This is a genomic window from uncultured Cetobacterium sp. (genome assembly GCF_945952365.1).
Lineage (GTDB): Bacteria > Fusobacteriota > Fusobacteriia > Fusobacteriales > Fusobacteriaceae > Cetobacterium_A.
Genome location: NZ_CAMFHX010000009.1, coordinates 41,473 through 56,949 on the forward strand (window position 1 = coordinate 41,473; position 15,477 = coordinate 56,949).

The 15,477-nt window shown below is 31.3% G+C and carries 15 protein-coding genes and 1 other RNA gene; 10 read left to right on the forward strand and 6 right to left on the reverse strand.

The genetic code is table 11. The annotated features are described in order from the left end of the window. The first annotated feature begins 4 nt into the window (after window positions 1-4). The 3 genes from Q0O83_RS04625 to Q0O83_RS04635 all read left to right on the forward strand — a co-directional run bounded on the left by Q0O83_RS04625 (window position 5) and on the right by Q0O83_RS04635 (window position 3,255). Window positions 5-1,399 carry a potassium/proton antiporter gene (locus Q0O83_RS04625; protein ID WP_294094558.1) on the forward strand — a complete coding sequence of 465 codons (1,395 nt, stop codon included), beginning with the start codon at window positions 5-7 and terminating at the stop codon, window positions 1,397-1,399. Between the two features lie 74 nt (window positions 1,400-1,473). Next, entirely contained in the window at window positions 1,474-2,640 is a 1,167-nt protein-coding gene (locus tag Q0O83_RS04630; protein WP_294094559.1) for a class I SAM-dependent rRNA methyltransferase, read from the forward strand. A 72-nt stretch (window positions 2,641-2,712) separates the two neighbouring features. Continuing rightward, window positions 2,713-3,255 carry a hypothetical protein gene (locus Q0O83_RS04635; protein ID WP_294094561.1) on the forward strand — a complete coding sequence of 181 codons (543 nt, stop codon included), beginning with the start codon at window positions 2,713-2,715 and terminating at the stop codon, window positions 3,253-3,255. A gap of 78 nt (window positions 3,256-3,333) precedes the next feature. Here Q0O83_RS04635 and ssrA read toward each other — a convergent pair. The 5 genes from ssrA to Q0O83_RS04660 all read right to left on the reverse strand — a co-directional run bounded on the left by ssrA (window position 3,334) and on the right by Q0O83_RS04660 (window position 7,232). Beyond that, window positions 3,334-3,681, reverse strand: a transfer-messenger RNA (tmRNA) gene (gene ssrA, locus Q0O83_RS04640). A 45-nt stretch (window positions 3,682-3,726) separates the two neighbouring features. Beyond that, entirely contained in the window at window positions 3,727-5,064 is a 1,338-nt protein-coding gene (locus Q0O83_RS04645) for an MATE family efflux transporter (protein WP_294094562.1), read from the reverse strand. A 21-nt stretch (window positions 5,065-5,085) separates the two neighbouring features. Further along, window positions 5,086-5,715 carry a hemolysin III family protein gene (locus Q0O83_RS04650; RefSeq protein WP_294094564.1) on the reverse strand — a complete coding sequence of 210 codons (630 nt, stop codon included), beginning with the start codon at window positions 5,713-5,715 and terminating at the stop codon, window positions 5,086-5,088. Between the two features lie 10 nt (window positions 5,716-5,725). Continuing rightward, the gene (locus Q0O83_RS04655) at window positions 5,726-6,217 is read right to left on the reverse strand and encodes a cytidine/deoxycytidylate deaminase family protein (RefSeq protein WP_294094566.1); all 492 of its coding nucleotides are present in this window, start codon (window positions 6,215-6,217) and stop codon (window positions 5,726-5,728) included. 22 nt (window positions 6,218-6,239) lie between these two features. Beyond that, on the reverse strand, window positions 6,240-7,232 hold the full coding sequence (locus tag Q0O83_RS04660) for a chorismate synthase (RefSeq protein ID WP_294094568.1): 993 nt from the start codon (window positions 7,230-7,232) through the stop codon (window positions 6,240-6,242). A gap of 188 nt (window positions 7,233-7,420) precedes the next feature. On the opposite strand from Q0O83_RS04660, the gene obgE reads away from it, so the two are divergent. The 7 genes from obgE to Q0O83_RS04695 all read left to right on the forward strand — a co-directional run bounded on the left by obgE (window position 7,421) and on the right by Q0O83_RS04695 (window position 13,766). Next, window positions 7,421-8,707 carry a GTPase ObgE gene (gene obgE, locus Q0O83_RS04665; protein ID WP_294094569.1) on the forward strand — a complete coding sequence of 429 codons (1,287 nt, stop codon included), beginning with the start codon at window positions 7,421-7,423 and terminating at the stop codon, window positions 8,705-8,707. Between the two features lie 57 nt (window positions 8,708-8,764). After that, window positions 8,765-9,670, forward strand: coding sequence for a tRNA (adenosine(37)-N6)-dimethylallyltransferase MiaA (gene miaA / locus Q0O83_RS04670; RefSeq protein ID WP_294094571.1), 906 nt, complete (start codon window positions 8,765-8,767; stop codon window positions 9,668-9,670). 107 nt (window positions 9,671-9,777) lie between these two features. Beyond that, window positions 9,778-10,164 carry a hypothetical protein gene (locus tag Q0O83_RS04675; RefSeq protein WP_294094572.1) on the forward strand — a complete coding sequence of 129 codons (387 nt, stop codon included), beginning with the start codon at window positions 9,778-9,780 and terminating at the stop codon, window positions 10,162-10,164. A gap of 4 nt (window positions 10,165-10,168) precedes the next feature. Then, entirely contained in the window at window positions 10,169-10,561 is a 393-nt protein-coding gene (locus Q0O83_RS04680; RefSeq protein WP_294094575.1) for an ATP-binding protein, read from the forward strand. Between the two features lies 1 nt (window position 10,562). Next, a complete protein-coding gene (locus tag Q0O83_RS04685; protein WP_294094577.1) occupies window positions 10,563-10,910 on the forward strand; it encodes an STAS domain-containing protein in 348 nt (115 codons plus the stop codon). Between the two features lie 24 nt (window positions 10,911-10,934). Beyond that, window positions 10,935-12,500, forward strand: coding sequence for a ribonuclease Y (gene rny / locus Q0O83_RS04690; RefSeq protein ID WP_294094579.1), 1,566 nt, complete (start codon window positions 10,935-10,937; stop codon window positions 12,498-12,500). Between the two features lie 60 nt (window positions 12,501-12,560). Further along, window positions 12,561-13,766 carry a GGDEF domain-containing protein gene (locus tag Q0O83_RS04695; protein ID WP_294094581.1) on the forward strand — a complete coding sequence of 402 codons (1,206 nt, stop codon included), beginning with the start codon at window positions 12,561-12,563 and terminating at the stop codon, window positions 13,764-13,766. 40 nt (window positions 13,767-13,806) lie between these two features. On the opposite strand, the gene Q0O83_RS04700 is transcribed toward Q0O83_RS04695, so the two are convergent. Further along, complete coding sequence (locus Q0O83_RS04700) at window positions 13,807-15,147, reverse strand: alanine/glycine:cation symporter family protein (RefSeq protein ID WP_294094583.1); 1,341 nt, start codon at window positions 15,145-15,147, stop codon at window positions 13,807-13,809. Between the last annotated feature and the right edge of the window lie 330 nt (window positions 15,148-15,477).

Sequence of the window (15,477 nt, forward strand, 5' to 3'; positions counted from 1 at the left end):
ATAGATGGGTGTTGAAATATTAGTAGTTGGAATTATAATACTTATCAGTTTATTTTCAATAAGAATCTCTAAAAAATTGGAGATTCCTTTGTTAATAATGTTTTTATTAGTAGGAATGTTAGCTGGTTCAGAAGGAGTTGGAGGAATATATTTTGATAATGCTTTAGTTGCTCAAAATATAGGAACGATAGCTTTGATGTTTATAATATTTTCAGGTGGATTGGAAACAGATAAGGCAGATGTTAGAAAATCAATATGTCCGAGCGGAATTTTGGCAACTTTAGGTGTGCTTTTAACAGCGGGATTATCCAGTGTTGCTGTGTATTATTTAACTGATTTTACTTTGAAAGAGTCACTACTTTTCAGTGCAATGGTTTCATCGACTGATGCAGCGGCTGTTATGTCAATACTAGGAGATTCGAAGTTAAAAAAAGATGTTAAATCTGTTGTTGAGATTGAATCTGGAAGTAATGACCCTATGGCTTATGCACTGATACTATTTCTTCTTTCGTTTTTCAAAGAGGGAGAAAACCCATCTTTAGTTGTAGGAGTTATATTTTTATTAAAACAGATAACTTTAGGAGCTATGATAGGTTATATCTTTGGAAGAATAACTCTGCCTTTAGCGAACTATATAAAAATAGTGAGAGAGGAGTTTTTAACGATTCATCTTATAGCAATGCTGTTTATATGTTTTGGGTTGGCTACAGTTTTTGATGGAAATGGATTCTTAGCTATATATATAGCTGGAATAATGGTTGGAAATAAAAAGTTTAACTATAAATTAAACTCTATCAGAAATATGAGACTTATAACTTGGTTTATGCAAATAGGGATGTTTGTAATGTTAGGTCTTCTTGTTTTTCCGAGTCAACTACTTGGTTATATAGCGGTAGGAAGTTTACTCTCTGTAATTATGATTATTGTTGTTAGAATACTTATTGTTTATGGATTGTTACTTCCATTTAAATTTTCTTCGAAAGAGAAACTTTTTATATCTTGGGCTGGACTAAAAGGAGCTGTTCCAATTATATTTGCAACGATGGCTGTCACAGAGGGATTACCTAATGCTCAAGGGATGTTTAATCTAACGTTTTATATTGTTGTATTCTCAGTTTTACTTCAAGGGATGACATTGAAGTATGTCGGAAAAAAGTTGAATCTATTTGAAGAGGAGATTGAAACAGAGAACGCTATTGAAATGGATGAATTAGAGGAGTTGGCACTGAAGAAGATGTTACTTCATGAAGATTCTGAGTATGTGGATAAAAAAATCAAAGAGTTAGAACTTCCATCAGGAATGTTGATTGTTTCGATTAAAAGAGGGGATTCATACGTAACTCCTAAAGGTGATGTGGTGCTTTTAGTAGGAGATACACTTCTATTTTCTCGAAATTAATTGTATTTTTCTCAATATAGTTATAAAATAGAATATAAAATTAATTTATTTTTTGTTTAAAAGGACGTGAGAAATTGAGTAAAATTTTTATAAAAAAGGATAGAGAAAGATTATGGTATAGTGGTCATCCATGGATGTACTCTGGAGCTGTAGAAAAGATAGAGGGAAAACCAGAGGGTGGATCTGTTATAGAGGTATATAACTCGAAAAAAGAGTTTATAGGATATGGACACTACAATAAGAACTCAAAAATAATGGTTCGTATGCTTGAAAAAAATATCGATAAAAAGATAGACTTAAATTGGTATTGTGAAAAAGTGAGAGAAGCATTTACTTTAAGAGAGATGATATCTATAGATAGTAATGGTTATAGACTTATTCATAGTGAATCTGATTCTTTACCTGGAGTTATAGTGGATCGTTTTGGTGACTACTTAGTAGTTCAAGCTTCAACTCTTGGAATGGAGAGAGATAAAAATCTTTTAGTGGAAGCTTTGAAAAAAGAGATTCCTAATGTAAAAGGAATATATGAAAAGAGTGAAGGGGATGGAAGAAAGTTAGAAGGGCTTCCAGAAGTTTCAGGAGTACTTTTTGGTGAGGTTCCAGATGAGATTGAAATCTACGAAGGAAAAGCTAAGTTTACAATAGATTTAAAAGGGCAAAAGACTGGGTTCTATTCAGATCAAAGAGATAATAGAGTTTTAATGGGAAATCTTTCAAAAGGAAAGGATTTCTTAGATGTATGTAGTTATACAGGAGGATTCTCTCTTCATGCAATGGTAAACGGTGCTAACTCATCAACTTTAATAGATGTGAGTGAGGATGTTTTAAATGTAGCTAGAAAAAACTTAGAGGCTTATGAAAATGTTGAGTTTATAAAAGGAAATATCTTCAATGTTTTAAGAGACTTAGTGAAAGAGGGGCGTCAATGGGATTTAGTTAATTTAGATCCTCCGAAATTAGCTCCGAATAGAAGAGATTTAGATAAAGCATTAAAAGCTTACAAGGATATAATTTTAAATGGATTGAAGCTAACAAAAAAAGGTGGATTCTTATCTATCTATAGTTGTAGTGGAGCTGTAACAAGTGCTGATTTAAGAATGGCATTGGCGTTTGCAGTGAAAGATGCAGGAGTGAAAGCGATAATCGTTAATCAACTGCACCAAAGTCCATGTCACCCGATATCAGTGGCAGTACCTGAAACTGAGTATTTAAAAGGGTTCTTAGTTAGAGTAATATAGAGTTTAAATTATAAGGGGGCGTACCAATATTTGGTGCGCTCTTTTCTTAAAATATAAGGATGGTGGCGTTAGATGAAAAAAATTAGCTTATTATTTTTGACGGCAGCGATTGGTATGAACTTATTTGGAAGTGAGATGAAAAGTTTAAAATCAGAGAGTGTTAGAGATCGAAAAATTGAAGAGTCTCTAATAAGAGAGTTTGATTTAAAACGTGGAGAAGATAAAGTTAACTATATGTATAATAGAGTTGACTTGAATGGAGATGGAAAAAACGAGGTTATAGTTTATGCATATGGACCAATGATAGGTGGAAGTGGTGGCGACTCTGGTTTGGTTTTGAAAGAGAGAAGTGAGGGATATGATACTATCTCTAAATTTAGTCAGCTTAGAATACCGATAGTTATCAGTGATAAAAAAACAAAAGGTTGGAAGGATATCATACTTTCTGTATCAGGAGGGGGAGCTGAACCCGGTATGGTAGAGATGAAATTCAATGGGAAAAAATATCCAAGTAATCCAACAGTTTTACCACTTATATCTGACGAGAGTAAAATAAAAGGAATAAAAATTTTAACCGATAGTTACGAAGAAAATAAAGGGATACCTTTAGAGTAAAATAAAAAGCCCACATCAAGTTTTTACTTAATGTGGGCTTTTTTATCTCAACAACTAAATCTTAGTTGATATGTTCATTGGTGGAGATGACGGGAATCGAACCCGTGTCCAAAATTGCAAGCGCCATAAGCTTCTACAAGCTTAGTTTGCTATTTAGATTCGCAATAGTTACTCCCGCAAACAGGGCTAACTAAAGCTATCCTCTAAAATGTCCCCTATAGCTTAGAGAAATTACTTAGGGTAATCTGTATTTAAGTGACACCTTGATTGAACGCTCCTACAGAAGAGAATGTTCAGAGGTGAGCTGACATTATGCAGCTAAAGCGTAATTATTGTTTCCATCTAAACGATGAGTTGACCTCTCACAGCGGTCAACCTGGCCTGCTACTTATAACCTCACAACCCTGTCGAAACCTTTGCATCCCCATTTATTCAATTGTAGTAGTATTATACCACAAATATGTTTTAAACTCAATTCTCATTATTCATCTTTCTCATTTTTTTTACAGTTAGATAAAACATAGCAATAGCAATAGATGTGTCAGCTATAGGGAAAGCTAACCAAACTCCAATCTCTTTAAAGAAATATCCTAAGATATAAACTAACGGAATATTTAAAACGAGAATTCTAATTAAGAAAAATCTTGTAGCAAGAGCACTTTCTTTTATAGATTGGAAAAAGTTATTACAAGCTAAAAATAGAGCTGTAAATGGCATTAAAAATAGATTTAATCTCATTGCTGAAACAGTGAAGTCAACAAGAGTCGGGTCGTTTTTAATAAAGAACCTAACAACACTTTCAGTATAGATCATCATCAACAGAATCAATAAAGTGGAAACACTTAAAACAGTTAAAATTTGAATTTTTAAAACCTCTCGAACTCTTTTATAGTTTCTAGACCCGAATGTATATGATATTATAGCTGCTGTTCCTTGATTGAAGCCTTGTAAGCTAGTGTTTATAACACTTCTACAGATAGAGATTATTCCGATAGCTGCAGTGGCAATATCTCCACCATATATTCCAGCTTCTCTATTTGTTACAGTAATAACTGAGGATTGTAAAAGTTGATTGAAGAATCGAGGGCTTCCAATTTTAAAAATCTCCATAAGTATCTTTGGATTTAAAGATATATTTTTTCTTTTGAATGAAACAACATTTGATTTCATGAAGTAGATTAGAACATATGTTGCACTTAAAGCTGTTGCTATAAGTGTTGCAAGAGCAGCTCCTCCAATTCCCATATCAAGTTTAATAATAAAAATATAATCTAAAATAACATTGAAAAGACCAGTAAAAATATTTACTCCCATCGCTGTAACAGAATCCCCAATTCCTCTAATTAAAGTACTTTGTCCTAAAAGAATTTGGAAAGTAGCTATAGGAATTAAGAAATTTGTATATTGAATAGCTGATGACATATTACTTTGACTAGCACCTAAAATTTTTAAAATAGGAATATTAAATGTGAAAAGAAATAAACTTAAAAGAATTCCAACTATAAATATCCATAAAAACCCTGTGCATAAAACTTTTTCAGCACTCTCTTTGTCTTTTGCTCCAAGCTTTACTCCAATTATTATAGCAATCCCAGAAAAAGCAAAATTAAAACTATTGATAATCATAGCGTAAGGGAAAACGAGGGCAACTGCTGCCATGCCCTCTCTTCCTGCTACTTGACCGATGAAATATCGATCTGTTAAAACACAAAGCATTCCTATTATAGCTCCTAAAGATGAAGGAATACTGAATTTTAAAATAGTCATCAAGGTACTTTGTTTTTCAAATTTTGAACTTAAATCTTGCAAAATATCTCCCCCTGTAAAATGTTATAGTAAAAAATAGACTGAGAAGTAGTTGAAAACACTTCCTGCTAAAACAAAAAGATGCCAAACTCCATGAGCAAATTTTCTATTTTTCATTAGATAAAAAATAGTTCCAACTGAGTAACTGATTCCACCCCAAATTAAAAGCTTTAAAGAAAGTGGTGTAACTAAAGCTTTTAAATCTTTAAATACAAACATTACCATCCAACCCATGAAAAGATAGATTAAAGTAGAAATAACTTTAAATCTACCTACGAAAAACAGTTTGAAAATTATTCCAGCTAAGGTCATTCCCCATTGAATAAAGAAAAGTGTCCATTTCGTTCTACCATCAAAAACCCCTAAAAGGTATGGTGTATACGACCCAGAGATTAAAACATATATAGCAGAATGATCTAGTATTTTAAAGAATTTTTTTAAGTTTCCAACGTAAAGAATATGATATGTGCCAGACATGGTATAAAGTAAAATTAGTGAGAAACAAAATACCATAGAACCAATAACATATCCAATATTTCCACTTTTAAGAGAGTGAACCAATAGAGCACCAGTTCCAATCAGAGCTAAAATAGCTCCAAAATAGTGAGTCATTGAATTAATCCACTCCTCTAATCTAGTTAAAACAGTCGCCATTTTTTACCTCCTAATCGTTTGTTTTAAAATTTAAAACAAGTTCATCAAACTTAGGTTCTAATTGTCTAAGTTTAACATTAGCAGCATTTAAAAGTTTTTTAGAAGCAGTGTTTGAATCTGTATCTTTATATTTATCAGAAAGATATACGATTTCAGCTATTCCACTTTGTATTATACTTTTAGCACATTCGTTACAAGGGAATAGATCAACATAGATAGTACAGCCCTTTAAAGTTTTAGTACTATTTAAAATCGCATTAAGTTCAGCATGACAAACGTAAGCGTATTTGCTATTTAAAAAGTCACCATCTCTATCCCAAGGAAACTCATCATCAGAACATCCAGCTGGAAAACCATTGTATCCAACCCCAACTATTCTTTTATCAGGAGTTACAATACAAGCTCCAACTTGTGTTCCAGGGTCTTTACTACGCTTTGCTGAAAGAATAGCAACTCCCATAAAATATTCATCCCAATCAATATAATCAACTCTTTTTGACATTAAAAATCCTCCTTAATTAAAATTATTTTTTGTGTTGCAAATATAAATCCGCTAATGCGATAGCCGCAGCATTTTCTAAAACTATAGGAACTCTTAAAAGAAATGCAACATCGTGCCTTCCGTTTATTTTCAATGGAAGAATAGAGTTCTCTTTAAAATTAAATGTATCTTGAGTTTTGAAGATACTAGAGGTAGGTTTTACTGCAATCTTTAAAAGAAGATCATTTCCATTTGTAATTCCACCATTGATTCCACCATTATTATTAGACTCGGTTTCTCCATCAGAGTTTATAAAATTATCGTTGAATTGACTTCCTAAAAGCTCGCACCCTTTAAAGCCAGCTCCAAACTCTAATCCTTTTACACCTGGAATAGAGAAAATCATAGAGGCCAAAACCGATTCAACCGACCCAAAGAAAGGTTCACCAAGACCGATAGGAAGATTTTTCACAGCTAAAGAGATTGTTCCACCCAAAGAATCTCCAGATGATCCAGTTTCAATAAGATAACTTTCTAACTTCTCTTCAAACTCATTTTTATATAAAGTTCCAACAGTTTCAATCTCTGTATTAAATGAACTTTCACTTAATATTTTTTTAGCAACTACTCCAGCAGCAACAAGTCCAAGAGTCAATCTACCTGAAAAATGTCCTCCACCTCTGATATCATTGAATCCAGAGTATTTTTGAGTTGCAGCAAAATCAGCATGTCCTGGTCTAGGATGAGACTTAAAGTCAGAATAAACTTTAGAATCTGTATTGCTATTTTCAAAGAAAATATTTATTGGCGCTCCAGTTGTAAATCCATTAAAAACTCCAGATATTAAGTTTGGCATATCCGCTTCTTTTCTTGGTGTTGTTCCAACTTTACCAGATTTTCTTTTGGAAAGATCTACAATAAAATCATCTATACAAAGTTTTATACCAGCAGGGATACCATCTATTAAAACTCCAACTCCAGAGCCATGAGATTCCCCGTAAATGTGAACTCTAAAAAGAGTACCAAAACTATTCATAAAAATCCTCCCAAAAAATAAAATATATAACCTAATTTTAACACAAAACATCAAAAATATTAAGTGACAAAAACATGGGAAAATTAATTGCAAAATATCAGAAAAAGGTGTAGAATATAAGAATTAACGAGTTGAAATGAATTAGAATTTATATTATAGATATGAAATATATTTGGAGGAGATAAACTGTGTTTATAGATGAGGTAGTAATAACGGTAAAAGCAGGTAACGGTGGAGATGGAGCCGCTACTTTTAGAAGAGAAAAGTGTATTCAGTTTGGAGGTCCAGACGGTGGAGATGGAGGAAGAGGTGGAGATTTAGTATTCATCGCTGATTCTAACATCAATACTTTAATAGACTTCAAATACAAAAAGTTATTCCAAGCAGGTAACGGTGAAAACGGTGCTAAGAAAAATATGTTTGGAAAGTTTGGAGAGAGCTTAGTTATAAAAGTTCCAGTTGGAACTCAAGTAAGAGATGTTGAAACAGGAAAGCTACTTCTAGATATGAATAATTTAGGAGAGGAGAGAGTTCTTTTAAGAGGAGGAAGAGGAGGTTTAGGTAATACAAACTTTAAAAACTCTGTTAGAAGAACACCTACAATGGCAGGAAAAGGTAAAGAGGGAGCAGAACTAAGAGTTAAGTTAGAATTAAAACTTTTAGCTGATGTGGCTTTAGTTGGATATCCGTCAGTAGGAAAATCAAGTTTAATAAATAAAATCTCTTCAGCAAAGTCTAAAGTAGGAAACTATCACTTCACTACATTAGAACCTAAATTAGGTGTAGTAAGACTTGGAGAGGAAAGATCATTCGTTGTAGCTGATATCCCTGGATTAATAGAGGGAGCTCACGAAGGTATCGGTTTAGGAGATAAATTCTTAAAACATATTGAAAGATGTAAAATAATATATCATATAGTAGATGTTGCAGGAATTGAAGGAAGAGACCCAATCGAAGATTATGACAGAATAAATAATGAGTTAACAAAATTCAGTGAAAAATTAGCTACAAAAAAACAAATTGTTTTAGCTAATAAGATGGATTTAATTTGGGATATGGAAAAATATGAAGAGTTTAAAAAATATGTAGAATCTCATGGAAACGAAGTGTTCCCAGTATCTGTTATTTTAGGTGATGGATTAAAAGAGGTTTTAAATAAAACTTGGCATGTATTACAAGAAACACCAAGAGAAGAGTTAGAAGAAGAAGCTAATATTATAGATGTATTAAGAGCTAATAAAGTTCAAAAACAACCGTTCTCTGTTGTTCAAGACGAAGAGGGAGTATTCGTTGTTGATGGATCAATAGTTGATGGAGTATTAGCTAAGTATATCATAACTCATGATGAAGAGTCAGTAATTACATTCTTACATATGCTTAGAACTTTAGGATTAGAAGACGCTTTAAGAGATGCTGGAGTAGAAGACGGAGATACAGTAAGAATTGCTGATACAGAATTTGAATTTGTTGAGTAATGAGTTGTTTATTTGAGCTGAGCCATTAGGTTCAGCTTTTTTATTAAAAAAAAAGAGGTGGAAATTTTGAAAGGAATAGTAATAGCCGGACCTACAGGGGTAGGTAAAACGGAGTTATCAATAAAACTAGCTAAAGCTTTGAATGCGGAGATTCTATCTGCTGATTCAGCTCAAGTATATATAGGTATGGATGTAGGAACAGCTAAAATTTCTAAGGATGAAATGGATGGGGTTGTTCATCATATGTTAGATATAGTTGAACCTATAAAAAAATATAGTGTTGGAGATTATCAAAGAAAAGGTGATGAAGTATTGAACTCTTTAGGTGAGAAAAATGTACTTTTAGTTGGTGGAACAGGTCTTTATATTGATTCTGTTGTTAGAGGTCTTTCAGCTTTACCTGAAAGTGATCCAGTTATAAGAGAGAAACTTATGAAAGAGGAAGGAGAGAAACTTTTCGAAATATTAAAAGAAGTGGATCCTGAAAGTGCAGAGAGTATTCATCCAAATAATAAAAGAAGAGTGGAGAGAGCTGTAGAAGTTTTTTATCAAACAGGAGAAAAGTTTTCAGTACTATCGAAAAGAAATATAAAAGGAAATAACTGTAAATTCTTAAAAGTTGCTTTAGAAAGAGATAGAGATTATCTTTACGAAAGAATAAATTTAAGAGTAGATATAATGATGAAAAATGGATTGTTAGAAGAGGTAAAATCGCTTTATGAGAAATATGGTGATAATCTAAAAAAAATAAATATAATTGGTTATTCAGAGATAATTTCTTACTTAAATGAAGAGATTACTTTAGAGGAAGCAACTGATTTAATTAGAAAAAATTCTAGGAATTATGCTAAGAGACAATTCACATGGTTTAAAAATGATCATGACTATATTTGGTATGATTTGGATAAAATGTCCGAAGATGAAATTTTTTCAGATATTTTACAAAAATTTAATTCCTTATAAACCCTTAACTTGCCTGTAATTAGCTAAAAATAACCAAAATAATAGTCTTGATAAAAAAGTATTCGTATGGTATCATTGTACAGAAAAGCTTTAAAAGGAAGTGTTGAATGATAAAGAAAATTTATGTTATATTTTTAATTATTTTGACTGCTTCTTGTTCAAGTTTAGACAAGACAAAAGACCAAAATTTTTTAAATATTGATGATAAGTTGACATCTAAGTTAGAGCTAATTCAAAAAGATTTAAAACTAAACAATTTGAGAAGTCTAAAGGAAAGCATGGATGTCTCATTAAAAGAGAGGTATGCAATCAACAAGTTATCAGAATATGACTTATCAGCAGTTAAGCTCTACTTTACAAAACCAGAGATTACAAAAAATCAAGGTGAAAATATAATTGGTTTAGGGTTTGGTGAAGAGATCTTTTATTTTAATGTAGAGTATAAATATTTAAATGGTGATTGGAGAATAACCAAATTTACAGAGAGAAGGTGAAAAAATGCAGAATGAAATAAAGCTGTATGTTCCATCCTCTTTAAAGAATCTTTCTATCATTAGAGCTATGACGAAAACATATTTAGAGCATCAAAAAGTAGAGCAAAAAGATGTTATGAAAATATTATCTATTGTTGATGAGCTAGCTACAAATGTTATAGAGCATGGCTATGAGTATAAAACTGGTGATATAATTATAGAACTTCAAAAAAATAATGACGTTATTCATCTAGTAGTAGAAGATAATGGTGTTGGATTTGATGAGTCTAAAATTAGTAAAGATGAAGGCGGAATGGGACTTTTCTTAGCGAAAGCTATGGCAGATAATTTTAAAGTTGAAAAGAAAATCAATGGAACAAAAATAAAAGTTGAGAAGAGAGTTAAGGAGGAGATTTAACATGACTACAAATTTTGAAATAATTGAAAAAACAGTGGAAGATATAAGAGTGATAAAAGTTTGCGGAGAGTTAGACGCATTAGTTGCTCCAAAATTAAAGGAAAGAATAGCTAAGCAAATAGAGCTTGATATAAATAAATTTGTTATAGATTTTGCGGATTTAGTTCATATCAACAGTTTAGCAATGGGAATTTTAAGAGGGAAATTAAGAGTTGTAAGAGACTTAGGCGGAGATATAAAATTAGTTGGATTAAACGATCATATTAAAACTATATTTGAAATGATAGGATTAGATGAACTATTTGATATTTACACAACAGAAGAGGAAGCAATAGCTAGTTATAGATAATATTTACAAAAAAAGGAGAGACTAATGAACTTAATATTAGGAGTTGGATTAGCTATAGTTGGTTTTGCAATAATATTCAGTATTATGTATAAAAAATCTACTATAGATAAAAAAATAGAGGAGCTTAATAACTTAGAAGATGAGAAGTTAAAAGCTAAAATAAAAGCAAAAGATATCTTAGAAAGAGCTGAAAAAGAATCTTTAGCTAAGAGTAAAGAGATAGAGTTAAAAGCGAAAGAAACAGTTTACCAAATGAAAGAGGACGCTGAAAAAGAGATAAAAATTGCAAAAAATGAGCTATTACAAAAAGAGTCTAGATTAGCTAAGAAAGAGGAAACTTTAGAAGCTAAAATAGAAAAAGTTGAAAGTAGAGCAGTAGAGTTAGAAGAAGTTAATGCAGCTTTAGAGAATAAAAGAGGCGAAATAGAGGATCTGAAAAAAGTTCAAGAGGAAACTTTAGAGAAAATCTCTGAAATGACAAAAAATGAAGCTAAGGATATGCTAATCTCTAAATTAAAAGATGATTTAGTACATGAGACAGCTTTAGCAATAAGAGAGTTCGAAAATAAATTAGAAGATGAGAAAGATAGACTTTCAAAAAGAGTTTTATCGACAGCTATTGGAAAAGCTTCATCTGAGTTCGTTGCAGATGCGACAGTATCTGTTGTAAACTTACCAAATGATGAGATGAAAGGTAGAATCATCGGAAGAGAAGGAAGAAATATAAGAACAATAGAGGCTTTAACAGGAGTAGATATAATAATTGATGATACTCCAGAAGCTGTAGTACTATCAAGTTTTGATGGTGTAAAAAGAGAGGTTGCAAGAAGAGCAATTGAAAAGTTAATAAACGATGGAAGAATACATCCTGGTAAAATTGAAGAGGTTGTAAATAAATCTAGAAAAGAGATTGATAAAGATATCGTTGAAGCTGGAGAGCAAGCTTTATTAGAGTTAGGAATTCCAGGAATGCATATGGAAATAATAAAAACTCTAGGAAAGTTAAAGTATAGAACAAGTTACGGACAAAACGTTTTAACACATTCAATAGAGGTTGCTAAATTAGCTGCCAACTTAGCTGCAGAGTTAGGAGCAGATACAAAGTTAGCAAAAAGAGCTGGACTTTTACATGATGTAGGAAAAGTTTTAGATCATGATATAGAAGCTTCACATGCAATAATAGGTGGAGAGTTCTTAAAGAAGTTTGGAGAGAAACCAGCAGTAATAAACGCTGTTATGGCTCACCATAATGAAGTGGAGTTTGAAACAGTAGAAGCTATCTTAGTTCAAGCATCTGATGCTATATCAGCATCTAGACCTGGAGCTAGAAGAGAAACATTATCAACTTACTTAAAGAGACTAGAAGGATTAGAAGAGATTGCAACTTCATTTGATGGAGTAGAATCTTCATATGCAATTCAAGCTGGAAGAGAGATAAGAATAATAATCAATCCAGAAGTTGTATCAGATGATGCAGCTACAAAAATGGCTAGAGACATTGCAAAGAGAATAGAAGAAACAATGCAATACCCAGGACAGATAAAAGTTACTATTTTAAGAGAAACTAGAGCTGTTGAGTACGCAAAGTAAAATTGATTAAGGAGAAAAACAGAGTTTTTCTCCTTATTTTTTTAAGAGGTGGAAAATATAATGTTTGAGAAAATTTTAGATGAGCATAGAAATGGAATAATGATACTTAATAAAGACTTTGAAGTCTGTTATACAAATAAAATACTTCGAAAAATATATAACCACACTCCAGGGAAAAGATGTGGTGAATTTTTTGAATGTATTCATCAAAGCTTAGAGAAAAAAAGATGTTTAGAAACAGAAAAGTGTAAAAGTTGTAATATAAAAAATAATATCAAAAAAGTTTTAAGAGGCGAAATAAAAAATATTTATATAGAAAATATAGAGTATGATGCTCTTATAAATGAAAAAATTGAAAAAATATCAATGAGCATAGAGATAAAAAATTTACATTACAATAATGAACGTTATATAACGGTTGAATTTTTTAAGTTAAAAACAGTGAATGAGGTTTTTATTTCTAATAAAAGAATATTCGATGAGATGTTAGATAATTTAGGTGATTATATTTTCTATAAAGATATTTCAGGTAAATATATTTACGGAAATAAATCTTTTTGTGAATACATAGGAGTTAAGAAAATTGATTTAATAGGAAAAACAGATCATGATTTATTTTCACAAACATTGATAAAAGAGTGGGAAAAAGGAGATAAAAAAACTTGGGAAACTGGTAAGTTTATAATAGAAGAAAAGATAAATGGTCGATATTTCAAAGTTACAAAACAAAGATTGGATACAGAAGAGCAGTCAATTTTAGTTTGTATTATAAGAGATATAACTTATGAAAGAAAAGAGATGAAAAAAGCTTATTTAGACAGCTTAACAGGTGTAGGAAATAGACATGCTTATGATAAAAAGATAAGAAAGATATTCGAAGAGAAAACAAAAAAATATAGTATGGCACTTTTAGATTTAGATTACTTAAGAGAGATAAATAATCAACAAGGGCATAATCAAGGAGATATAGCTTTAAAAAGTGTTGCAAAAGTTATAAAAAACTCAGGGTTAAAATATATATATAGAATTGGTGGAGATGAATTTGCATTTTTAATAGAGAGTGAGTTGGATGATTTGGAAATTTGTCAAAATATAAATAAAGAGATAAAAAAGATTAAAATAGGTGAACATATTTTATCTTCTAGTATTGGACTTATAAATTTGAGATATGATAAAAGTATAATAACAAACTTTAATTTCGCAGATAAAGCACTCTATGAGTCTAAAAGATCAGGGCGGGGAAAAGTTACAATGATGAAAAAATAGAGGTCTTTCAAAACCTCTATTTTTTTATTGCTATTTTGTTTTACGCTTCCACAGGTTTGAATCTACTTTGGTACTCTTTTAGAGAGTTAAAAGCAATTTGTGAAAGTGGGAAAACGCCAGATAGATTTATAATTGTCATAAGAGCTAAACCTAAATCAGCAAGATTCCACATAAATAGATTTTGTTGAATTCCACCAATAAATATCATACTAAGAGCAAAAATTTTGAATGTTGTTTGTCCCCACTCTTTATCAGTTAGGAATTTAACATTAACTTTTCCGTAGAAGCAGATTCCTAAAAGAGTTGAGAAACAGAAAAGGAAAAGAATAATAGCTACAAAAATCTCACCAAATGTTGAACCTAAATGGAAATTAAAAGATTTTTGTAAAAGTTCCATTCCACCCAAACCTGCTACTGCAGAAGAGTCTGTTAGAAGCATAACAAGTGCTGTTGCTGTACAGATTACAAAAGTATCAACAAATACACCAAGACTTTGAATTAATCCTTGTTCTACAGGATGAGAAACATTAGCACTTGCAGCAGCACAAGGAGCACTTCCAGTTCCAGCTTCATTTGAGAATAACCCTCTTTTAACTCCTTGCATAATAACAGCTCCAATAGTTCCTCCAATTCCTTGTCTGATTCCAAAGGCCTCAGAAATAATTTGAGAAAAAACAGAAGGCAGAAGAGTTATATTTTTTACGATTATAAAGAATACAATTCCTAAGTATAAAACAGCCATCACAGGAACTACTTTATCTAAAACTTTTGCTGTTTTATCTGTTTTACCAAAGATAATAATAGCTGCCATTGAAGTTAAAACAGCTGAAATAACTAAAGGACTTAAATTAAATGCCACATTGAAAGATTCAGTAACAGAGTTTGAAACCACTTGAAGAACACCAGCCCAACAGATTATACCAGTTATTACAAAAGCTACTCCCCAAGACTTTTTTCCTAAACCGTTTTTTAAAAAGAAGCAAGGTCCTCCGAAAAATTGTCCATTTTTATCCTTTTCTCTAAATATCATAGCTAGAGTAGTTTCAACAAAAGCAGTAGCAGAGCCTAAGAATGCAACAACCCACATCCAAAATACAGCACCAGCACCACCTATAGATATAGCACTAACAACACCCGCTAAATTTCCAGCTCCAACTCTTGTAGCTGTACTTATACAAAATGCTTGAAACGGTGATAAATTTTCTGAATTGTTATTTGATTTCGTAGTCAGTAAAACTACCATATGTTTTAAGAAACGTAGTTGAACAAAGTTTGTTTTAAAAGTAAAAAATACTCCTGAAAAAATAAGTAAAACTACTAATAGATTTTTACCCCAAAGGATAGAATTTAAAAAATTAACAACACTTTCTAAAATAAACATAATATCTCCTCCTAAAATTTTAATATAAAAAACAAAAAAGCCTGTGGACTTACCACAGGCTGAAATAAACAGGTCTATGTAACAAATCCACTTACTACTATTAAAGTAACACAAAATGGATTCGTATTTGTCATGAAACAAAAATACCAATCCTAGGTTAAATAATAGTAGTAATATGCATTTGTATTAAAAACTATTTTTTGTTTCACTTTTTCCTCCTCATTAAATTATTTTGAGTTATTATAACACAAATCAAAAATAATACAAGAAAAAAAATAAAAAAACATCTTTTGGAGGAGGCTGGAAACAGCAAAAAATGTATTGGATATA